General features: G+C 38.7%; 19 protein-coding genes. 10 read left to right on the top strand and 9 right to left on the bottom strand.

The features are described 5' to 3' along the window. Positions 1-30 precede the first annotated feature (30 nt). Both ACPF64_RS13965 and ACPF64_RS13970 read left to right on the top strand, forming a co-directional pair. Positions 31-1,995 (top strand): multicopper oxidase family protein, encoded by a 1,965-nt coding sequence (locus ACPF64_RS13965; protein ID WP_426453995.1) that lies wholly within the window; start codon positions 31-33, stop codon positions 1,993-1,995. 300 nt (positions 1,996-2,295) lie between these two features. Further along, positions 2,296-3,639 carry a PepSY-associated TM helix domain-containing protein gene (locus ACPF64_RS13970; protein ID WP_426453997.1) on the top strand — a complete coding sequence of 448 codons (1,344 nt, stop codon included), beginning with the start codon at positions 2,296-2,298 and terminating at the stop codon, positions 3,637-3,639. Positions 3,640-3,695: 56 nt separating this feature from the next. Here ACPF64_RS13970 and ACPF64_RS13975 read toward each other — a convergent pair whose 3' ends face one another. Then, positions 3,696-5,792 carry a TonB-dependent receptor gene (locus ACPF64_RS13975; RefSeq protein WP_426453999.1) on the bottom strand — a complete coding sequence of 699 codons (2,097 nt, stop codon included), beginning with the start codon at positions 5,790-5,792 and terminating at the stop codon, positions 3,696-3,698. Between the two features lie 620 nt (positions 5,793-6,412). After that, on the bottom strand, positions 6,413-7,465 hold the full coding sequence (locus tag ACPF64_RS13980) for an NAD(P)-dependent alcohol dehydrogenase (protein ID WP_416657906.1): 1,053 nt from the start codon (positions 7,463-7,465) through the stop codon (positions 6,413-6,415). Between the two features lie 287 nt (positions 7,466-7,752). Between ACPF64_RS13980 and ACPF64_RS13985 the strand changes: the two genes are divergently transcribed. Next, the gene (locus ACPF64_RS13985) at positions 7,753-8,640 is read left to right on the top strand and encodes an AraC family transcriptional regulator (protein WP_045431791.1); all 888 of its coding nucleotides are present in this window, start codon (positions 7,753-7,755) and stop codon (positions 8,638-8,640) included. 111 nt (positions 8,641-8,751) lie between these two features. On the opposite strand, the gene ACPF64_RS13990 is transcribed toward ACPF64_RS13985, so the two are convergent. Continuing rightward, the gene (locus ACPF64_RS13990; protein ID WP_004642882.1) at positions 8,752-8,979 is read right to left on the bottom strand and encodes a tautomerase family protein; all 228 of its coding nucleotides are present in this window, start codon (positions 8,977-8,979) and stop codon (positions 8,752-8,754) included. Positions 8,980-9,041: 62 nt separating this feature from the next. On the opposite strand from ACPF64_RS13990, the gene ACPF64_RS13995 reads away from it, so the two are divergent. Next, the gene (locus tag ACPF64_RS13995) at positions 9,042-9,521 is read left to right on the top strand and encodes a winged helix-turn-helix transcriptional regulator (RefSeq protein ID WP_426454002.1); all 480 of its coding nucleotides are present in this window, start codon (positions 9,042-9,044) and stop codon (positions 9,519-9,521) included. A gap of 45 nt (positions 9,522-9,566) precedes the next feature. Here ACPF64_RS13995 and ACPF64_RS14000 read toward each other — a convergent pair whose 3' ends face one another. Continuing rightward, entirely contained in the window at positions 9,567-9,776 is a 210-nt protein-coding gene (locus ACPF64_RS14000) for a cold-shock protein (RefSeq protein ID WP_005040451.1), read from the bottom strand. Between the two features lie 314 nt (positions 9,777-10,090). Continuing rightward, positions 10,091-10,711, bottom strand: coding sequence for a TetR/AcrR family transcriptional regulator (locus ACPF64_RS14005; RefSeq protein ID WP_426454005.1), 621 nt, complete (start codon positions 10,709-10,711; stop codon positions 10,091-10,093). Between the two features lie 166 nt (positions 10,712-10,877). Between ACPF64_RS14005 and ACPF64_RS14010 the strand changes: the two genes are divergently transcribed. Continuing rightward, complete coding sequence (locus tag ACPF64_RS14010; RefSeq protein ID WP_426454007.1) at positions 10,878-12,455, top strand: MFS transporter; 1,578 nt, start codon at positions 10,878-10,880, stop codon at positions 12,453-12,455. After that, a complete protein-coding gene (locus tag ACPF64_RS14015; protein ID WP_426454009.1) occupies positions 12,452-13,540 on the top strand; it encodes an HlyD family secretion protein in 1,089 nt (362 codons plus the stop codon). The genes ACPF64_RS14010 and ACPF64_RS14015 overlap by 4 nt, the downstream gene beginning before the upstream one ends. 68 nt (positions 13,541-13,608) lie before the next feature. Here ACPF64_RS14015 and ACPF64_RS14020 read toward each other — a convergent pair whose 3' ends face one another. Next, entirely contained in the window at positions 13,609-13,989 is a 381-nt protein-coding gene (locus ACPF64_RS14020; RefSeq protein WP_004642892.1) for a winged helix-turn-helix transcriptional regulator, read from the bottom strand. A gap of 260 nt (positions 13,990-14,249) precedes the next feature. Between ACPF64_RS14020 and ACPF64_RS14025 the strand changes: the two genes are divergently transcribed. Continuing rightward, positions 14,250-15,374, top strand: coding sequence for an NADH-dependent flavin oxidoreductase (locus tag ACPF64_RS14025; protein WP_426454012.1), 1,125 nt, complete (start codon positions 14,250-14,252; stop codon positions 15,372-15,374). Positions 15,375-15,528: 154 nt separating this feature from the next. Here ACPF64_RS14025 and ACPF64_RS14030 read toward each other — a convergent pair whose 3' ends face one another. Then, positions 15,529-16,260, bottom strand: coding sequence for a GntR family transcriptional regulator (locus ACPF64_RS14030; protein ID WP_426454013.1), 732 nt, complete (start codon positions 16,258-16,260; stop codon positions 15,529-15,531). 111 nt (positions 16,261-16,371) lie between these two features. Here ACPF64_RS14030 and ACPF64_RS14035 point away from each other — a divergent pair, with 111 nt between their 5' ends. Genes ACPF64_RS14035 through ACPF64_RS14045 form a run of 3 tightly spaced genes read left to right on the top strand, consistent with a single transcriptional unit; the run spans position 16,372 to position 19,831 of the window. Continuing rightward, a complete protein-coding gene (locus ACPF64_RS14035; protein ID WP_151744943.1) occupies positions 16,372-17,661 on the top strand; it encodes an SLC13 family permease in 1,290 nt (429 codons plus the stop codon). A 7-nt stretch (positions 17,662-17,668) separates the two neighbouring features. Further along, positions 17,669-18,481, top strand: coding sequence for an amidohydrolase family protein (locus ACPF64_RS14040; RefSeq protein ID WP_426454016.1), 813 nt, complete (start codon positions 17,669-17,671; stop codon positions 18,479-18,481). A 9-nt stretch (positions 18,482-18,490) separates the two neighbouring features. Further along, positions 18,491-19,831 carry an MFS transporter gene (locus tag ACPF64_RS14045; protein WP_017390825.1) on the top strand — a complete coding sequence of 447 codons (1,341 nt, stop codon included), beginning with the start codon at positions 18,491-18,493 and terminating at the stop codon, positions 19,829-19,831. Positions 19,832-19,931: 100 nt separating this feature from the next. On the opposite strand, the gene ACPF64_RS14050 is transcribed toward ACPF64_RS14045, so the two are convergent. Further along, complete coding sequence (locus tag ACPF64_RS14050) at positions 19,932-21,323, bottom strand: amino acid permease (protein ID WP_426454018.1); 1,392 nt, start codon at positions 21,321-21,323, stop codon at positions 19,932-19,934. 108 nt (positions 21,324-21,431) lie between these two features. Then, positions 21,432-22,997 carry a CoA-acylating methylmalonate-semialdehyde dehydrogenase gene (locus ACPF64_RS14055; protein ID WP_426454020.1) on the bottom strand — a complete coding sequence of 522 codons (1,566 nt, stop codon included), beginning with the start codon at positions 22,995-22,997 and terminating at the stop codon, positions 21,432-21,434. Positions 22,998-23,034 lie beyond the last annotated feature (37 nt).

A 23,034-nucleotide genomic window follows, 5' to 3' on the forward strand; every position in this document is an offset into this window, starting at 1 on the left:
AGGCCTGATTTTTTCAGGCCTATATTCATTATGAAAATAGCTCATTTAATATTGTGCACTCCTCTAACTTTGCTTAGTTGGTCTGCATCAGCAAATGATTCTGCTGAACGTGTATTAGAAGACCCACCCGATATGGCTGTTGCACGTAATCATGTCGCATTACTTGCTGCACCGAATCCTACAAAGTCATTAACAAATGCACCGCAAATGCAATCTTCAAATGAAGCATTGTTTACTTGGGAAGTTAAAAAAACGAGGAACAGACTTTGGAACCCAGCGACAAATCGTTATGACGAAGTCCTTTTACGTAGTTATCAAGGTACAAATACGCAACCCAATACGCCTTATATTGCTCCGACAATTGAAGTATTTCCCGGAGAAACTGTACGGGCAAATTTAGATAATCAACTTGATATAGACCCGATTACTCACAAAAAATTTCCTAAAGACCCAAGTTGTACTGGCGATCATTTTGATGTGAATAAACCACATTGTTTTGATGGCACGAACATGCACACTCACGGTTTATGGATTAACCCAGCAGGAAATAGTGATAACGTTTTAATTTCGATTAATCCGGGTGTTAATTTCCAATATGAATACAACATTCCCCCCGATCATCCAGCTGGAACATTTTGGTACCATCCACATCGACATGGTTCAACTGCTATTCAAGTTGCAAGTGGCATGGCAGGTGCGTTAATTATTCGCGGATATCGCCAGCCTACCCCAAATAAGACAGGTGATTTAGATTTACTCACTTACGGGTTTAAAGAAAGAACGTTGGTTTTTCAGCAAATCCAATATGCTTGCTACGATGCTAACGGAAAAATCGAAACCGATCAAAATGGCAACTATATTTGCCAAAACAATCAAATTGGTGAAATTAGAGATTATCAAGGTTTTGGCCCTGGCGATTGGGGAAAATCAGGACGATATACGAGCATTAATGGAGAAGTTCAACCCTTCATCACTCAAGCGGTTGCAGGACAAGTTGAGCGTTGGCGAATGGTACATGCAGGTGTCCGCGACAGTATCAACCTGAGCGTTCGTCAAATGCAAAATATTCCATCCAAACTCAATTTGACACCAATGGGTGAAAAGAACTTATTAAGTGAGAGTTGTACAGGACCTATTGTGAATCAACACATCATCGCAGCCGACGGTCTAACCCTCAAACAAGTTATGGACAAAACAGTAACCGTCTTTCAACCAGGTTATCGTTACGACGCATTAATTCAATTCCCACAAGAAGGTCGTTATTGTTTAATTGATGAAGCGGCTTCTGCTTCTGCTAACGTGGATCGTACTTTTTCACAGAAACACTTACTCGGTATAGTTCAAGTCAATAAAGCCAGCTCTGCAACGCAGTCTTTAACAACGGCTTTAAGCAATAATGCATACCGAAATATTGCCCCAGATATGCGTCCCGCAGTACTTCAAGATTTACAACAAAATCTAAAGCTCAGCCACTTTGTTCCTCATCAGGACCTACCAGCAACATCAAATAGACAATTTTTAGAATTTAATATTGATACGAATGCTAATCCAGTTCAGTTTCAGGTGAATGGAAAACCATACAAACCAGACCGAATTGACCGTACGCTCGAGTTAGGTAAAACTGATGAATGGATACTCACTTCTAAATTAGCCAGCCACCCTTTTCATATTCATGTAAACCCGTTTCAGATCGTAGCGATCACAGACCCTAACAATAAGGATGTCAGCGATATCAATGCCGTTGATGACTACGACAAATCGGCTCCACCCGACCCACAATACCGCGGTCTCAAAGGTACATGGAAAGACACCATTTGGGTTAAAAATGTAAAAGGAGCCAGTTATAAAGTCGTTGTTCGAACCAAGTACCAACGCTACATCGGTGACTTTGTATTGCACTGCCATATTTTAGATCATGAAGATCAAGGCATGATGCAAAATATTCGAATTAGTCTTCCTGATGGGAATAGTGGCGTTTCACAAGGCCATCACTAGTTTTGGACTGCAATAAAACTTTATTCTAATAAAACCGCTTATTTTAATATAAGCGGTTTTTTTAATACTAATAAAGAAGCAAAACAGTTTGAATTATAAGTTGTAGAGTTATCAAATAAGATCTTAAATACTAAGCAAAAAAAGCGCCAAATTTACCAAGTAATAAAAACTATCTAATTATTAGTCTAAACACTCTGCCTAAGCGCCATTCAAATAATTTAATAGCAGTTACAGCTCGATCAACATTAAGAGAAATAAGTCGTTATAATCCGCCCAACACCTGATAGACATTATCTTCTGATGCTGACCCATTCATCCTTCTGGCGTAGTCTTTACCGTTTAATTCATATTTATGCTGGTATTTTTATTGCACCATTTATATTGGTCGCAGCATTCACCGGCTTACTCTATGCAATTACACCTCAACTTGAACAAGCGATTTATAAAAATGTTCTGTATGTTGAGCCGCTAAATAAGGCGCAGTATAAGCTGAGTCAGCAAATTGAAGCCGCAAAGCAAGTGATGCCCAAGTCCGCGCAGGTCATTGAAGTTAGACCAGCCCCAAGCGCTGATCAGACAACTCGTGTCATTTTCTCAGACCCGATCCATCATTTTACGAGTGAAGCTGTTTTCATTGATCCTTTTACGCTTCAAGCCAAAGGTCATCTGGCTGTCTATGGGACCAGTGGAGTTCTACCGTTTCGAACTACGCTCGACCAATTACATAGCAACTTATTACTTGGCAAATGGGGCCGCTTTTACAGTGAACTGGCAGCAAGTTGGTTAGCAATTTTGACTTTAACTGGACTGTATAATTGGTGGAAACGTCGTCAAAATTTAAAAATCAGGCAAACACAAAAAAATAAATTATTAAGATGGCATAGCACGCTTGGTTTAATTTTATTTCCGCTCTTATTATTCATTGCCATTACTGGTCTTACATGGTCCGAGTGGGCTGGAGATAATATTCGGGTTGCTCGTCAATGGCTCAACTGGCAAACCCCAACATTAGCAACTTCTCTTCAAACAGATAATTTACCTACAGTGATGCATCATGAACATCACGAGATGCCACACAGTGAAAATCTTAATTTAAATATTGTGTCAGGTGAGTACGATACCGCTCTTTCAATAGCTAGAGCACATGGCATTGAGGCGGCACAAATACAAATCAAACCACCCACCAGTGGAAATCAAGCTTGGACTGTAGCCGAAATTCAGCGTAAATGGCCAACTCAAGCAGATAGCATCGCAATTGATATGGAACAACACAAAGTCCTCGATCAACTTGCTTTTAAAGACTATTCACTGGTGGCAAAACTAACTCGTTGGGGAGTTGATGCTCATATTGGTATTTTATTTGGCTGGATAAATCAGTTGGTTCTCGCACTTTATGCGCTTGCACTTTGTATCATGATTATTTATGCATATAAGGCTGCATTTAAAAACTCAAATTTAAAACTCATGACAACCCACTTTGTTGGTCAAAGCTTATTTATTTGGAAGCGTGCAACTGGCCAACAAAAATTATCATTAATATTGGTGAGCATTGTATTAGGCCTAAGCTTACCTATTTTTGGTTTTAGCATATTATTTACGCTATTCATCTTTGCAATGCGTAAATACATTCCTTCTAAGCCATAAATTTATAAATCTTAAAAAAGGAGTTAGACTTAAACTTTGCCTAACTCCTTTTTGAATTAAAAGTTCCAAGTCAAAGATAAAGTTGCCTTTAATGGCTCTTCAGGTTGTACCCATTCATCGGTATAACTCGAAACGTAATAGTCCTTATCGAACAAGTTATCAACGTTCAATTGCGCCCGCAGATCAGGACGAACTTGTACATAGCCCCCAACATTCACCACCGTAAATTCTGGCAAACTGGTTCCATTATCTATGTAGTTCGCGCTGCGTTTGCCAAAATAGTTGATCGTTCCTACCAAACCAGCTTCTCTTCCCAATAGTTCAAACTGGTAGTCCGCATTTAAATTTGCGGTGTGTCTCGGAATATTTTTAAGACGAGCACCTTTTGTATCAACTTCGCTTTCAATGACCGATGCCTTTGTAAAAGTATAATTGGCTCCCACACGAAGATGATCATTGAATTGATGTTTTAACTCGACTTCTACACCATGGCTCTGTACACGACCACTATCTACATACGTATCGGTAATACCTTCAGTCAATAGATGTTGTTTATCTAAGTCAAAATAGGTCAGTCCAAACCAGCTTTGCGGTAGATATTCGTATTTGGCTCCAATTTCCCAACTTTGAGTTTTCTCTGGGTCATAAAGTTGATTGTCTTTATTGAGTCCCGTATTTAACTCGAAAGATTTACCCCAGTTGCTATAGAAGGAAAGTTTTGTCGTAGGCTGGTAGTTCACACCCACGCGTGGACTAAACGGCGTAAAGTCCTGTTGATCTGAAAGACCTGTTTTATAGTCATCAATTTGTTGTTCCAGACGGTTAAAACGTCCCCCAATCAGTACATTCCATTGAGGATTTAAAAAGAGCTGATCTTGTAAATTCACTCCCAACATATTTTGAGTTTCTTTCGTATTTTTTGTTGTTCTAGTTAGCGCTAAAATATTTTGCCCATACACTGGATTGTAAATATTAATCGGGCTTGATGTACCCACGGCATTACGCAGTTGAATTTGATCTATGGTGTAGTGTCCAGCCTCGACATTTGCAACAAGTTCGTGCTTTACCGCTCCCGTATTAAACTTCCCGCGCAGAATTGACTGAAGCTGAAATGTATCTGTTTCAAATTGACGGTAACGTCTAAAACGGTTTGAGGTTTGTCCATCTGCGGCAATACTTGAAATTTCAGTTGAGGTTCCTGCCCGCTCCCCATGGTTATAGCTAAGAGCGGTCGTGTTATTCCAGTTTTCATTGAATTGATGATTCAAACGTAACTGATACATCTGATCTTTAACCTTAATATCACCATCCGATGGTTCGCCTAAAAAGGTCTTTTTGTTGACAACAAACTGCCCATTAACCATCGGGACACCACGATCAAAAACACCTTGGTGTTCGGAAAACTCAGTGTCGAGATTGAGTTGTGTTTGATCCGATATTTTCCATGCAAGCTGAGGGGCAACAAAGTAATGTTGACTATCGACATGATCTCTAAAACTTTGGTTATTTTCATAAGCCAGCCCAAGTCTATAAGCCACGGCATCACTTAATGCACCTGTACTGTCTAGAGAAGCCCGATATTCTTCTAAGGTACTACCACTTAAACTCGCCTCATTTTTTTTCGTCCACTCGGGTTGTTTTGTTGTAATGTTCATAATGCCACCAATAGCACCTTGCCCATACATGGCAGCCATTGGACCTTTTAAGAAATCAATTGCTTGGACATTGACCATATCTCTTGGAGTATGAATGCCACTTAAAGAACTCAGACCATTACGTAAATAGCTAGTTCCCATATTGGGGTCGGTGCTAAAGCCACGGAATGAATAATTGTCCCAAAAACCTCCACCATAACTATCCTGATAAACCACGCCATTCACTCGTGATAATGCACCACTCACCCGCTGAATATTATTGTTCTTAATATCTTGTTCCGACACATGGGACTTGGTAAATGGAACACTCAATAAGCTATGCTCAAATTGAGTTAACGCTGTTGAAGAAATAGAAGTCTCGGCAACATCTTCAGCCTTAATTGTTATTTTCTCTAACTCAGCAATCTGCTGATCAGTTTGGCTTTGCGCCATTGCCGACATCGAAAATTGAGCAAACAAAATACTCCACGCCAGTGGATTGAGTAAAAATTTAGACATGACAAACTCTGTTTAGTAATGAATGAGGGACTTATCTGTACCCATTAACCAATTAAGCAAAACAAAGTTGTTGAGGTGGAGCACGGCCTTGGGGCGAGAGAAATAAACGCCGTAAATAAAATAATATATAAGTGAGGGTAGCTAATATAATTAAGCGAACCGTCACTCCAATTTCAAACAGAGATAATTTGAAGCCATCAATTGTGGCGATATGGCTATACAAATAACAAAAATGACAACCTATGTTTGAGTCGTGGTGAGTGCTTTTATCTAGAAGCTTTTTATTTGAATCGTTTTTAAGATGATGAGAAGAATGTAGTTCCGAGCTCATTTTTGAATGATTCATCACTTCTACAATTTGCTCACATACCGCTTGCTGATGCATTTCATTGGGTAATAGGCTTTGCCAGAACACAAAGTTCTGTAGCAATATTGCTAGCAAGCCAATTATGGTCCCAAACCGATACATGAAAACTTATTCTCATTAATGTAGGTCGGAAAATAACATAATTTCATTCAAATCATTAGCGTTTTTTATTTGAACCCGCACTTAAGCAAGAAACGAGCAATATGTGGGTGTGCACCCTAATGGCAGAATGCACAGCCCAGATTAAACCAAATTAATCTTCCGATAATGTTTTCATATCAATAACAAAACGATATTTCACATCACTCTTTAACATACGCTCAAAAGCTTCATTAATATTTTGCATATCAATCATCTCTACCTCAGAAACGATGTTATGTTCACCACAAAAATCGAGTAACTCTTGTGTTTCTTTAATTCCACCAATTACCGAGCCAGCAATTGATTTTCTACCTAAAATCATAGGCACTGAATTTGCGCTAATTTCACCCAAATATCCAACCAGCACAATTGTTCCATTTAAAGCTAAAGTTGGAATATAAGGCTTAAGATCATGGTTATAAGGCACAGTATCAATAATTAAATCAAACTGATTTACGACTGACTGCATTTGATTTTCATCAGTTGATAACACCACGTGATGCGCACCGAGTTGTTTTGCATCTTGTTCTTTGTTGGCTGAGCGGGTAAATAATGTCACTTCAGCCCCTAGAGCATTTGCAAGTTTAATAGCCATATGTCCCAAGCCACCTAAACCAACGACTGCAACTTTACTGCCCTTCCCAATATTCCAATGGCGAAGTGGTGACCATGTGGTAATTCCGGCACAAAGTAACGGTGGTACAGCCTGAGCATCCAAATTTTCAGGTACTTTTAATACAAAATCTTCGCTACAAGTAATTGTTTGAGAATATCCACCATAGGTTGGTCGTTGATCATGACGATCTACACTACCATAAGTCTGGATGTTACCTTCTTCACAATATTGCTCTAGTCCTGAATGACAAGCAGAACAAGTACGGCATGAATCGACCATACAGCCAATGCCCACTAAATCACCGACCTTATATTTCGTGACTTTGGCACCGATCGATGTGACACGACCTACAATTTCATGACCGGGAACTATTGGATAAGCACTGAATCCCCAATCGTTTTTAGCTTGATGTAAATCGGAATGGCAAACACCACAATATTCGATTTGAATGACAACATCATCTTCACGTGGGGTTCTACGTTCAAACTTAAACGGAACTAAAGGAGTTTCTGATGACAGCGCGGCATAACCTAAAACTTCAATTGTCATATTTTTTCTCTCATGTTTAATGTTTAAATAAAGACGATTTCTTGGCTGGATCTTCATTGGTGGCTATAGATTTTGAAAAGCCGTGAATACGTTGTGGAAACGATGAATCAACAGGCTTTAATCAATCGACTTTTTGCCATATTCATCAGTATAAAAATGAAAGCTGTAAGGTGTTGTTCTATTCCTCTCACAGATTTGCCTAATCCTCCGAATTATTGCAATTCTCTCTATTTTTCTTATTTGAAATGCCTACAATAAAAACACAGATGACAATAGGTGCAATCTGAATGACGAATATGTCTCTAGGCAATAATGAAACACTGGCTCAACTTATCGATCAATGGACCCGTGAAAAAGGTACATTCGAAACGCCTATTATGGGACTGACTTTATTTCGTGCAGAAACATTGACCCAACCAACGAGCAGTATGATGGATGCCAGTCTATGTATGATTGCTCAAGGGAAAAAACAGGTGATTCTTAGCGAAGAAGCCTATACCTATGATTCAAATCATTTCCTTTTTACTGCAATTGACCTGCCTGTGATTGCTCAAGTTCTTGAAGCTTCAGTTGAACAACCTTATCTTTCAATAGTGCTACGACTAGACCCCTATGTGCTTGCCCAAATCATGCTTGAAGCCCATATTCCTTTTAAAGATACAAATACTGAAAAAAAAGGAATGGCTGTTGGGGTCGTAAATTCGGAACTGAATGATGCTTTTATACGGTTATTAAAATTACTAGACACACCACAAGACATCCCAATCTTGTCTCCCCTTATTATTAAGGAAATTTTTTATCGTTTATTAATGAGTCCGCAAGGTGACCGACTTAAACGAATTGTAGCGGCAGGAACTACAGGCCATCGAATTGTGAAAGCCATTGAATGGTTAAAAACAAATTTTGCAAAATCATTTAGCATTGAAGAGCTTGCAAGCACAATGGGTATGAGCGCTTCAAGTTTTCACCAGCATTTTCGTGATATTACTTCAATGAGCCCCTTACAATATCAAAAAAGAATGAGACTGACCGAAGCACGGCGTTTATTAATCACTGAAGAATGTGATATTTCATCTACAAGCATGCAAGTAGGCTATGAAAGTTTGTCGCAATTTTCTCGAGAATATAAACGCTTTTTTGGCGTTCCGCCGTCGGTGGATATAAAGAGCGTATAAAAATAGACAAGCATTTAGCAGATTAATTTTTTATAACCTGAATTATCCTAAAAATAATTCAGGTTTGTTATGTCGGTATTTCTACACCGAACACCATTGGAAGAATAATAGTTAGTTAGCTTTAGATATTATTTCAATCATCTCTTTTGTTGGTCGCAAGTGACCTAATTGCCACTGTTCAGGAGGATACTCATCAATTCGTATCCAGACATGCTCCCGAAAAGCAGCATTTCCCTTTCCTTCAATCTCTACAAATAAATCTGCTATTCGTTTAAAAAGCTCAGCCTTACTTTCTTTATCTAGTAAGCCTTCTATTGTTTGTATATTTATAAATGGCATAATGCTACCTGAATTAACCCTAGGTCTAAATTGTAGACTCATGCTAATTGGAGCCCCACTGAATGTCAAATCAAATTATTCCAAATAATAAATTCTCGGCAGATGTGTGCGGGATTTTTCAAATTGCTGAAATATTGAATGACACGTGGACCATCCTCTTATTAAGAGAAGCTTTTTATGGGGTAACCAAATTTAATGAATTTTTAGAAAATACAGGCATATCAAAGCAAATTTTATCTAATCGACTAAAACATCTTATCCAATTAGAAATATTTGAATTATCTATTTATAAGGAAATCGGCGTTAGAGAGCGAAAAGAGTATTTACTCACGCCAAAAGGTAGAAGCTTAAATGTTGTATTACTTGCAATGCTTGAATCTGGCAGCAACTTTATTGAAGCTGATAAAGATGTCGTTAAAGTTTTCCACAAAAATACAAATGATTTACTTAAATTAAAGCTGGTTGATTCAAATGATCAGGTCGTTGGCTTGGAAAATTTAGAATTAAGATTAATTCATCGTCAGCTAAAAGTTGATTCATAATAAATAAAAAAGCCCTGAATAATCAGGGCTTTTTTTTGTCGCTTATTACTGTGGAATAATATTCACAGCACTTGGACCTTTTTGGCCTTGAGCGATATTAAATGTTACTTGCTGACCTTCATATAAAGTTTTGAAGCCAGAAGAAGCAATTTCTTTAAAATGGGCAAATACATCTGGACCAGATTCTTGTTGAATAAAACCAAAACCTTTAGTTTCGTTAAACCACTTTACTGTACCATTACTTGTATTAGACATAATATATCCTTTGATTTTAATAATTTGAGTCATTTTAAAATGACAAATATAACTTTGAAAAAATAATAACGAATTGAGCTTAAGATCTGAAAAAACGAAGGATTATGACTAAAACTGCGATACTTAAAGAAGATTTACTACAAGTCTTTTTTCTAGTTAAGTTAAGCATACAGGAAATTAACATTTATTCAAGATATTTATATGCAATATTTATTTTTTTTATATTAAAGAGATATACATCACCTACTTAGCCAAGATAAATATTCTCCATAGCTAAAAATATTTATCTTTTACAGCCTATAAAGCTAAAAAAATTAATTCTGGCGATAATTTATATTTTTCATAAATAAACCAACTGCATATTCAACCCAAGAACTAATTTCACTATCCGATATGATGTAATTAGGATGTGTAAGACACTTAAGATGTGCATCACTTCGTAGTAATGCTAAAAATATATTCGCTGTGATATCTGAAGAAGACTCTAATTCAATTTCACCATTTTTGGCTGATTTTTCAAGATAACCCGCAATAATATTAGCAAGTCGCTGTGGGCCAACTTGAAAGAATCTTTCAGATAACTCTGGAAACCTGACTGCTTCTGCAATACATACTCTAAAAAATGAAAGACCAGATGGAGATAATATAAATCGCAGATAGGTTTTCCCGATTTCAGTTAAAGCAGAACGTAGATTTTCGGCTTTTGTCTCGACTAATATAATTTGCTCTTGCATGTTCGTACATTGTCTTTCAATCACGGCAGCAAACATCACTTCTTTATTTTTATAACAACCATACATGGTTGCTTTTGAAACACCTGCCTCTTTTTGAATCATGTCTGTCGTTGTACCACTAAAGCCGTGGATCAAAAAAAACTTTGTTGCTGCATCCAGAATTTTTTGATCTTTTTCATTAGCTTTGGTTGAACCAGACATAGTGACCTTATAACAATTTTAGCGACTTCGTTTGTAGTGTAACTCATCGAAAAGTTCAAAATCGAGAATTGACGGAAATTTAATTAGAGAGTAGAGTACCGATCGGTACAGTACAGTAAATATCTACTCCGTGCAATGAATTGATGTTTAAGATTTAAGGTAAAAGATGAATACAAAGCCACTCATCGGTTTAGCAGGTGCAATATTTGCTGCAATGACTGTTGAATTTAATAACCGAATTACCAGCATTACCTTAGTCGACATACGTGGAGCTATGGGAATTAGTGTTGACTCCGGTTATTGGGTCAACAGTATTTATGCCAGTGCCATGATTATTGGAATGATACTTTCCACCAGTTGGGCGGTCATTTTTTCTATGCGAAGAGTTCTTCTTTTTGCCATAGGGCTTTGCCTCTTCTCTAGTGTTTTAATTCCTTTTAGTCCAAATATCGAAATATTTTATTTATTACGCGCCTTACAAGGTCTAGCTAATGGTTTAACCATTCCTTTGCTCATGGCATGTGCACTTAGATTTTTGGGGCCAGATATTCGACTATGGGGTCTAGCCTGCTACGCATTAACTGCGACTTTCTTTCCCAACTTAAGTGCTGCGCTTTCTGCCTTTTATTTAGATGTGATTGGCTGGAAAATGATATTTTTCCAAACCATTCCTTTTTGCGCGCTAAGCGCTGCACTGGTGTATTTTGGTATTCCCCAAGACCCTTTAAATTATTCAAGAATAAAAACTTACGATTGGACAGGCGCTATTTTAGCCATCGTTAGCTTGGCAAGCCTGAGCACCATGTTATTGCATGGCAATCATCTAGATTGGTTCCATTCTAAATTAATTTGTGTATTGGCTTTAACAAGTGCTATCACCTTACCGTTATTTTTGATACATGAATGGCGTTCTCCATCCCCATTAATTAAACCGCAAATGCTCGAAATACGAAATTTTGCTTATGCCATTTTTGCGCTGTTTTGCTTTGTGATTATTGGGATGTCGACAAGTACATTACCACTCAATTACCTGAGTGCTGTACACGGCTATAAACCCACCCAAACCATGTGGATTGGTTTACAAATCGCGGCATTGCAATTTATCTATATTCCCATTGTCGTTAAGCTTTTAAATCAAGCTTGGGTTGATAGTCGATATGTGCATGGCTTTGGTTTGCTTCTAGTAATCGCAGGCTGTTTAGGTGCAAGTCAGCTCGACACCACATGGAATCAAGATCAATTTTATTTTTGGCACGCGATTTCATGTTTAGGACAAACCTGTGTAGTGCTCTCGTTGCTCATGATGGGGACAAACAGCGTTCATCCAACCATGGCAATTTACGCTTCACCGATGATTAATACCCCACGTGCCATTAGTGGTGTACTTGGTGTTTGTATTTTGGATTGGGTGAACCGAGTACGCGGTGAATACCATTCAACACGACTAATTGAAAATACAGCCCAACATGTTTTCCAAAATATTCAAGGCCCTGTTATTAACCCTCTGACCCCACCTGTACTGACTGAAAATGGCGCAGAACGTGTTTCAGGTGGTTTATCAGCTCTAAATTCTGCGATTCAAGCGCAGCAATCTGTTTTAGTCATTAGCGATCAATATCTACTTTTAGCGGGATTGGCTGCGTTTTTATTGATCGTTATGCTGATTTTGCCCGTTAGAACTTATCCGCCACGTATTGCTCTCATTAAGTTAATGAATAGTCATAACTCAGGAAAATCTTTATGAGTACTCTCGAAGCCCAAGATACCACCAACATCGAACCACCCAAGTTAACAAAGGTGCAATATCTTAAAAAGCATTGGGTTATGGTTATCGCATTTATTATTGTTTTAGCATCCATTTTATGGGTTTTAAAACTTATATTTTTACCTTCTTCAATTGTTGAGACAGACGATGCACGTGTGGATGTAGAGTACTCAACCATTGCCCCTAAAGTGTCTGGCAATATTGAAGAAATTTATATTAAAGATCATCAGACTGTAAAAAAAGGACAACTTTTAGCACGCATTGATGCACGTGATTATCAGGCTGCTTTGGCTGAAGCTGAATCGAATTATGCAAAAGCACAAGCAGACTTAAGCGAAGCAATGCTGGCAGTTGATAGGCAACCGACTGTTATTCGTGAAACAGAAGCCCAGCTTAGAAAAGTAGAAGCTGGAATTAAACTCACAAAAGATAATACCGCCCGTTATGAACAATTACAGGCACTTGGTGCCGAATCTAGATTAATTACGCAACAGTCAAAAACCACATTGACTGAACAATATGCCGACTTAGACAGCAGCAAAGAAAAAGTAATCGATGCGCAATATCAATTAAACCAATACAAGATTCAGGTACAAGCCAAACAAGCTGCCCTTAAACAGGCACAGGCTGCCCTTGATAAAGCAAAACTGAATCTGAGCTATACAGAAGTTCGAGCACCTATTGATGGCATGATTGGTCAGAAGTCTGCCAACGTCGGTAACTTTGTTGGCGCTGGTAATCCATTAATGGTTGTTGTGCCTTTAAATCAAGTTTACGTTGAAGCAAACTTTCGAGAAATTGAGTTAAAACAAATCAAAATCGGACAACCTGTTAATGTCTATGTCGATGCTTATAACGTTGAATTAAAAGGTGTGGTAGATAGCTTTTCACCATCTACGGGCGCATTTTTCTCACCAATTTCTGCAACGAATGCGACTGGTAACTTTACCAAAATTGTTCAGCGCCTTCCGTTACGCATCAGACTTGTTGAGAACCAACCGGATATTAAATTATTGCGTCCTGGTTTATCTGTTTTAGTTTCTGTGGATACGAACAAGAAATAGACTTAAGCCAACTCTTCAATAGTAAAATTGGCTTATTTCTTAGGATATGAACTCGTTCGGCAATGTATTCACACCGAATTTTGCTGATCGAATACATTTCGAGCGCTTTCAACCATTGGAAGCTTATCAATTGTCCATGCATGCAGTTGTCGCAAGGGTTGCTGCAATGTATTACCCAAAGGCGTGATTTCATATTGAACAGCGAGTGGAGATGAAATCACGTGACGGGAGATAAGTCCATTACGCTCCAAACGGCGAAGACACTGGGTTAGAGCCTTTTGTGTAACACCTTCCAGCCGACGCTTAATCGCATTAAAACGATGTGGTCCGTCATCTAAAACGGCTAATACCATCATCGACCACTTATCTGCAATCTGATCAAATAAAACTCTGCTTGGGCAATTTGATGAAAAGCACTGCGGTTCAATAACTAACATCGAATTTTCCATGAATCTCTCCGATCAACCACATACCAATATGGTACTAGGTGTAAATTTTATACCAATCTCAAAGCTTGAACAATAAGGTTCCAGCCTTCCTACTTAGCTAGCTTGATTGAAGATTCCATCATAACTGCACAACGAGTAATTGCCACAAAATGCATGGAGAGATGGTTTACACGAGGATACCTAGGCTACTTAAAGTACCTAATTGAAACTAGGTTTATAATGTACACCATTAAACATCACACCTTTTTAAGAGTTTTTTGATGTCTATTCTCAATAATTTCTTCCATCCGCTTAAGCTTGCTTCAGGCATCACCCTTCGCAACCGTATAGTGATGTCACCCATGACAACTTGGTCTAGTACTGATGATTTTCAAATCTCGGATGAAGAGGAAGCCTATTATCGGCTCCGTGTTAAAGGTGTGGGCTTGGTCATTAGCGGCTGTGCCCAAGTTACACCCAATGGTATCGGGTTTACACATGAGTTTTCTGCTGCTGATGATAGTTATATTCCAAGCCTTAAACGGCTCGCGGATGCTGCAAAAAGTGGTGGCGCACCAGCCATTCTTCAGCTATTTCATGCGGGCAACAAGGCTTTGCCTCAACTGATTCCCAATGCAGACGTAGTGAGCTCGAGCGCAATTATGACAAAAGCTACTCCCTTCATGGCATCACAGACACCTCGGGCACTAGCAGACAATGAAGTCTTGGAAATAATAAAGGCATTCGGCGAGGCAGCACGACGCGGTATCGAAGCTGGCTTCGACGGGATAGAAGTACATGGCGCACACGGTTTTCTTTTGCAAAACTTCTTGTCGCCAGCTACTAATACGCGCAGTGATGAATGGGGCGGCTCATTGGAAAACCGCATGCGGTTTCCATTAGCAGTCATTGCAGAGATCAAGCGCGTCGTAGCCCAGCATGCTGACCGTCCATTTGCCATCGGTGTTCGCCTTTCGCCCGAAGAGACAGGAGATGAAGGATACCGCATTAATCAAACTCTTACTTTTATTGATCAGTTGTTGGACCTTGGGATTGATTATATCCACGTCTCTTTGGCTAACCTGTTGACTGACCGCCCTATCGACGATCCAACTGGGTCATCCATCATCAACCACATTCTTGATCGAGTGGACAATCGCGTGCCTGTCTTAGCCGCTGGTGGTATCCTGACACCAGATCAAGCCAAGCAAGCACTAGATACTGGACTGTCTATGGTTGCGATTGGACGCGGATTGATTATCAATCCAGACTGGGTTGATAGCCTTAGAGAAGGACAAGAAATAGTTGTCGAACTTGATCCAACTAAAGTAAATGCTCTCAATATCCCAGAGAAGCTATGGACCATCATTCAAAGCATGCCCGGCTGGATTCCTTTGAAGCAATAAGTCACTAGTAACATTAAGGCCGCATATTTGCTTGACCACCGCCCCGAATTTATAATTCTTATCATTTATAATAGCTCGATAGATATTTCTCTATCGAGCTATATTTATGCGTTTATTAAAGGTAATTCGTAATATCGAAGTTAATTTTGAAACACTAATTAATTGATATTTCGTAATGAAAATTATGAGCCAAACCAAATGACTCACGATATTCAACTGCTACACCTTCAAGATTTTTTGCAATACGGCATACCTTCACTAAAGGGTCTTCAAGATTATTATTTAAAAAACTATCTTTGATATTTTTCTCAAAGGTTAACCGTTCTGTTGCAGAAGAAATAAATTGACCACAGTGCTGATAATAAAAAGGATAAAGTAAATTACCAAACTCAGTGATTGGTATTTCTTCCAGATTTCTAAATAAGCGTTCAGGCAGCCAAATTTTTTCACTTAAAACAACGACTTCTTCGTTTTTTCGAACGCGCTCGATATAAAGCAACTTTTCGGTAAGCCCTAGCCCAAGCTCTGCATTTACCTCTGGTATTGCATCGCACACTTCAACTTTTTTGATTTGTCCTTGTGGCTGAATGAACTCGCCTTTTTTATTACGTAATCTAAAAAAACGGATAAGTGAATTTTCAAAATTAGGTTGCTTAAGAAAGGTTCCTTTTCCTTGCTGTTTCACTAATAGGCCGTCTTCGACTAGCCCTTCTACGGCTTTTCTTACGGTTCCCACCGATACGCTATACATTTGCGCAAGTTCTTGTTCACTTGGAATAGGTTCTTCCACTGTCCATTTTGACTGGATCAGTAGTTTTTGAAGCTCCCAACGTACCTTTTCATATCTTGGCAATTTAAAATTTTTAAATGCAGTCTCATCAAGCATTTGCGTTAAACATTATGAAATCGATTTGACAATATTAGCATAGTTCTGTGTAATACAAAAAACCAAACATATATATGTTTAGATGTTTATATATTTATCAAGGAAGATAATATGACTGCATTGATGCTAATGGCTTTAGCTATATCGATAGGCTTAGGTTATAAAACAAAAATTAATATTGGATTTTTTACGATAGCGTTTGCCTACCTGATTGGCTGCTTTGGCATGGGACTTAAGCCTTCCGAAGTTATTGAATTATGGCCTGTCAAAATTTTCTTTATTATTTTATCTGTCACTTTGTTTTATAACTTTGCCCTAGCAAATGGCGCTTTAGAGAAGCTTGCCAGCCATCTTTTATATAAATGCCGTAAGTTTCCACAATTTTTACCTTTAGCGATTTTTTTCGCCGCGACCATTATTGCAGGCCTAGGTGCTGGTTTTTATACAGTTCTTGCTTTTATGGCGCCGATTACATTGCTGCTGTGTAAAAAAACCAATATGAATATGGTTATTGGTGGGATGGCTGCAAATTATGGCGCTTTAGCCGGCGCAAATTTTATGACATCACAAAGTGGCATTATTTTCCGAAGCTTAATGGAAAATACAGGCATTAGCTCACAAACAGCTTTTTCATATAGTGGTGGAATTTTTGTCTTAACTTTATTAATTCCAATTGCGGTATTGGGAATTTACACGCTCTGGAATAGAAAAAGTAATTCTATTGTTATTGAAGATCAAAAGCCTGAACCATTCGACAAAAAACAGAAACAATCTATCTTTCTTATTATTTTAATGATGTCGATTGTTTTAGTTTTTCCAATTTTGCACCTTGTTTTTCCAGATGCAAAAACCATCAGCTTTTTAAACTCCAAAATTGATATTGCCTTCCTTGCTATTACCTTTTCGCTCATAAGTTTACTCATGAAACTTGCCGATGAGAAAAAGGTGATTGCACTTGTGCCTTGGGGAACACTGATCATGATTTGCGGTGTCGGTATGCTCATCGCATTAGGTGTGAAACTTGGCATTATTACAACACTTTCTGAATGGTTAGCAAACAATGTGCCTGTCTGGATCATTCCAGTACTGTTATGTCTCATCAGTGCCATTATGTCTGTATTTTCAAGCACTCTAGGCGTTGTTGCTCCTACCTTATTCCCAATTGTTCCTGCACTTGCAGTTACATCTGGCCTAAATCCGCTTGTGCTCTTCATTTGTATTGTTGTTGGCGCTCAATCGACAGCTATTTCTCCTTTCTCGTCTGGCGGTAGCCTCATTATGGCTTCTGCACCAGCAGATATGGATAAAACTAAATTCTTTAATCAACTGTTATTTAAAGCAATTCCTGTAGGAGTTATTGCCGCTTTAATCGCGATTTTCGCTTTAAAATTTGTAATGTGAGATGAAAATGAACTGTATAGATACACATGCACATGTTTTTTCGACACAGGATCACAGTATTGAAACAGCACGTTATGCACCTGATTATGATGCAACTGTGCAAAGTTTTATCTCTCATCTCGATCGACACAATTTCAGGCATGGCATTTTGGTTCAACCCAGCTTTTTAGGGACAAATAACCAAGCGATGTTACAAGCGATTCAGCAATACCCTGACCGTTTAAAAGGGATTGCCGTTGTTCAACATACAACGGCTTTTGATGAGCTATTTCAACTCAAAGAACAAGGTATTGTTGGTGTTCGTTTAAATCTATTTGGTCTAAATCTTCCTGCATTAAATACCTTTGAATGGCAAAGTTTTTTAGGAAATCTAGAACGTCTAAATTGGCAAGTTGAATTACACGCGCCAACAAAGTATCTAGTTCAGCTTTTGCCTCAATTAAGTGAATACAACTTCAATGTTGTGATTGATCATTTTGGTCGGGTTGACCCAGCTAAAGGGATTGATGATCCGGATTATCAGGAGTTTTTAAGCTTAGTTAACGTAAAGCAGCACTGGATTAAAGTGTCCGGCTTCTACCGTTTAGGCGCTAGTCCCAACAATATTAATATAGCCCAGCAGGCCTATAACATTTTTAAAGAAAAAGGGTTTTTACACAAACTCGTTTGGGGAAGTGATTGGCCGCATACCCAACATGAATCTTTAATCACTTATGAAGATGCAATTAAAGCTTTTAAACAGATTGTATTTGATAAACACGAACGATGTTTAATTTTAAACCAGAATCCTACCGAGCTTTTTGGTTTCTCACGTACATAAGGAGTATGTATGAAAAATGATATATCTATCTCGGAAGTAGAAAAGTCAACGATCCGTAAACTTTCTTTTCGTATTCTTCCCTTCCTGATTCTTTGTTATTTCATCGCCTATATTGATAGAGTAAATATTGGTTTCGCGGCATTAACTATGAATCAAGAAATTGGTTTAACTGCTACCGCCTTTGGTTTTGGGGCTACCTTATTCTTTATTGCATACGTCATATTTGAAATACCAAGTAATATGGCAATGGAAAAGTTGGGTGCACGTATCTGGATTGCCAGAATTATGATTACTTGGGGAATTGTCGGTTGCTGTACAGCTTTCATTACTGGCCCCACTTCATATGCAATCTCACGTTTTTTACTCGGTGCAGCCGAAGCTGGATTTTTCCCGGGCGTGTTACTGTATTTAACGCTATGGTTCCCTAAAAGATATATGGCTAGAATTGTTGCCATATTTATGGTTGCCATTCCTTTATCTAACTTTATCGGTTCACCTCTGTCGGCTTTATTATTGAACCTACATGGTTTGCTTGGGTTAAGTGGATGGCAAGTCCTTTTAATTTTTGAAGCATTACCTGCAATTCTCCTTGGTCTGTTATGTCTTGTATGGCTACCGAATACTGCAAACAATGTGAAATGGTTAAATAAAGAAGAAAAAGAATGGCTATCAAGCACTTTAACTTTTGAAAAAAACCAACTCTTAAATTCTGAAAAACAAGACAGTGCAGAACAGAAAAAAAGTAAATTCAAGCTTCTTATTACCAATAAATATTTATGGTTCTTCGCGATTATCTATGCGGGAAGCTCAGCAACCAGCAACATTTTATCGTTATGGATGCCTCAAATATTAAAATCTTTTCATCTGACTGCTATGCAAACTGGTCTTTTAAATATGATTCCATTTGGTTTAGCTGCTGTTTTCATGATTATTTGGGGAATACATGCTGATAAAACTGGCAATAAGAGCCTAAATACAGCTATTCCATTGTTTGTAACGAGTTTTGGTTTGCTTCTCACTATTTTCACCTCATCTTTAACACTGAGCTTAGTTCTATTCTCTCTAATTTTGATGGGTAATTATGCGATTAAAGGTCCTTTTTGGGCACTGGTTTCTGAACGGTTACCACCAACTTTAGTTGCTGTTGGTATCGCAGCGGTGAATACCATCGCACATATTGGTACTGGACTCATGAACTCTATTATGGGCATTGTGAAAGACTATTCTGGCAGCTTTCCTGTTTCTCTTTTACCGTTATGTATTCTTACATTTACGGGTGCCATGATTGCGTTGTATTTGGGAAGAAAACCAACTTTACCAAAAGTACAAAAGGTTCAGAATGTTATTTAAAGTTTAGAAAAGAATTTATTTATTGAACTGAACTATATAAAAGCATTTGCTGATATATCTAGAGTATGAAAAAAGAGACCCTAAAGTCTCTTTTTTTTAATTAATCTAAATTCATGGCAACCGCTCTGGTTGCTTTACGCTTTCGCGTGACGAACAACCCGCAAACGACCACCACTAAAGTTACACCCAAAGATAAAGTGGTTTCATAACTATAGGCTGGTGATAAGAACATATAACCTAAAACGGTCATAATGACTAAAATCACAAACCAAGTTAACCATGGGAACAACCACATTTTAAAAGATACACCAGTACCCTCTTTTTCCCATTTATGTCTTAAACGCAATTGTGAAAATGCAATCACCAAATACACCAGTAATGCAATTGAGCCTGTGGTTGAGAGCAAGAACCCAAAGACTTGTCCCGGGAACATGTAGTTCACGGCACAGCAGACGACTCCAACTAAAGTTGATAAAAACACAGCCGAAGTTGGTACGCCCGCTCCATTAATTTTTGTCACAACTCTCGGTGCTTCCTGACGTGTACCTAAAGCAAATAACATGCGAGATGAAGTGTAAACTGCGGCATTCATACAGCTTGCAACTGCAATAAAAACGACAGCATCCATAATTAGTTTAGTTTCAGGAACATTCAGGCTCATTAATACAAACTGGAAGGTACCAAATTTTTGTAAGTCTGGCGAACGCCAATCGACTAAAGCAACTGCAAGAAAAATAGAAACAACAAAGAATAAAATAATTCGGTAGAGCACCAAATTGGTCGCACGTTTAATTTTTTCTTCGGGATTTTTAGATTCTGCCGCAGCAATTGAAAGAATTTCGATTCCAAAAAATGAAAACGCCGAGATTAAAATTGCTGATAAAACCCCGCCCATTCCGTGTGGCATAAAACCACCATTTGAAAACAGATTGCCAACTCCACTGACATTTGTTGCTAAAGGCCACATCCCAAATACAGCCATTGCCCCAATGACAATGAACACTACAATCGCAACAACTTTAATAAGTGCAAACCAAAACTCAAACTCACCAAAACTTTTGGTACTAAAAAAATTGGCCAAACTTAATAAAATAATAAAGGCGAACGCATAAACGGCACTAGAAATTTGCGGGAACCAAGCATGCAAAATTTCAGCCCCAGCAATGGCTTCAATTGGAATAACCAGTACCCAAAACCACCAATATAACCATCCGATGGTAAACCCAGCCCAAGGTCCAATTGCCTTACGGGCGTATGTAGAAAATGAACCTGTATCTGGTTGTGCTACGGCCATTTCGCCCAGCATGCGCATGACCAGAAAAACTAAAATACTTGTAATTATATAAGCGAGTACGGCGGCAGGCCCTGCTTTTGCAATTGCCGCAGAAGAGCCAACAAATAAACCTGCACCAATTACGCCACCAATACTGATCATGGTGACATGTCGATTAGAAAGTCCTTCACCTAATTTTGTTGTTTTATCATTGTTCATATTCGATTCCTTCAAATTGACAAACTTATTTTAAAACCGTCTTAAAAATGTACTTCTCCAACTTGTACGAAACAAAAAAGGGAAAATCAGAGTTTTCCCTTTTATTCATCAATTTAGTGTAGGCATAGCGAATTGTTTGGATTCACGGACTTGCGTCGAAGGCCAACGTTGCGTAATGGTTTTACGGCGCGTATAAAAACGCACACCATCTGGACCATAGGCATATAAATCACCAAACAATGAACGTTTCCATCCACCAAAGCTATGATATGCAACTGGTACAGGTAATGGCACATTGACCCCAACCATGCCAACTTGAATATTGCTAGTAAAATAGCGTGCAGCTTCGCCATCACGAGTGTAAATACACGTTCCATTACCATATTCATGGTCATTAATCAGTTGCATTGCATCTTGCATGGTTTGGACACGAATGACCTGTAAAACAGGACCAAATATTTCTTGCTGGTAACTTGTCATATCTGGTGAAACTTGGTCAATTAAAGTCGGCCCAACAAAAAAACCTTTTTCGTAACCTTCGGGTTTTGCATCACGACCATCCACAACAATTTTAGCACCTTGTTGCTCGGCACTTTGGATAAAAGCTTGAACTTTATCTTTATGTGCTTGCGTAATGAGCGGTCCGAAGTCATTACGCTCATCTGCATAGTGACCAAACTTTAATTGCTTCATTTCTTGTTTTAATTTTTCAATCACAACATCTGCAACTTCATCACCAATGGCAACAGCAACAGACAGTGCCATACAACGTTCGCCAGATGAGCCAAATGCCGCACCTAACAAAGAAGTCACGACGTTATCAATATCGGCATCAGGCATAATAATCGCATGATTCTTTGCTCCGCCTAAAGCTTGACAGCGCTTACCACTCGCGGTTGCTGTACGGTAAATGTACTCTGCAATTGGGGTTGATCCGACAAAACTAACCGCTTGAATTTTTGGATGATGCAATAACGCATCAACAGCGTCTTTATCACCATTTACAACGCTAAAAACACCATCAGGCAACCCTGCTTGTTTCAATAACTCCGCTAGAAATAACGCAGCCGACGGCGCTTTTTCTGAAGGCTTTAAAATAAAGCAGTTACCGCAAACAATCGCCATTGGGAACATCCACAACGGAACCATCGCTGGGAAATTAAAAGGCGTAATCCCAGCAACCACACCTAATGGTTGAAATTCGCTCCATGAATCAATATCTGGACCCACATTTTTCGAATATTCACCTTTTAAAAACTCAGGCGCGCCACATGCATATTCAACATTTTCAATGCCGCGCTGTAATTCACCTTTTGCATCGTGACAAATTTTTCCGTGTTCCTCGCCAATCAGCTGGCAAAGCTTGTCAGAATTTTCTTCGAGTAATTGCTTAAATTTAAACATCACACGTGCACGCTTAATCACTGGTGTATCGCGCCATGCTGGAAAAGCCTGCTCTGCAATTTGAACCACTTGGTTGACCAGCTCTGCGTCTGCAAGTGCAACATCTTTCTTACTTTCACCTGTCGCAGGGTTATAAACAGGTTGTTTCTTGGTAGTTTTGGTTACGAGTCCACCATCAATAAAATGCCCTACTACTTTAACGGTTTGCTGACTTGAATCTGTGTCTGTGTTGGCAATCGCGTTGCTGTCAAAATTCTCTAAAGTGTTCATCTTTATTCCTTGTGTCTATTCATCTTGTCCAATTAAG

It is taken from the genome of Acinetobacter sp. KB005 (genome assembly GCF_049949095.1).
Lineage (GTDB): Bacteria > Pseudomonadota > Gammaproteobacteria > Pseudomonadales > Moraxellaceae > Acinetobacter > Acinetobacter calcoaceticus.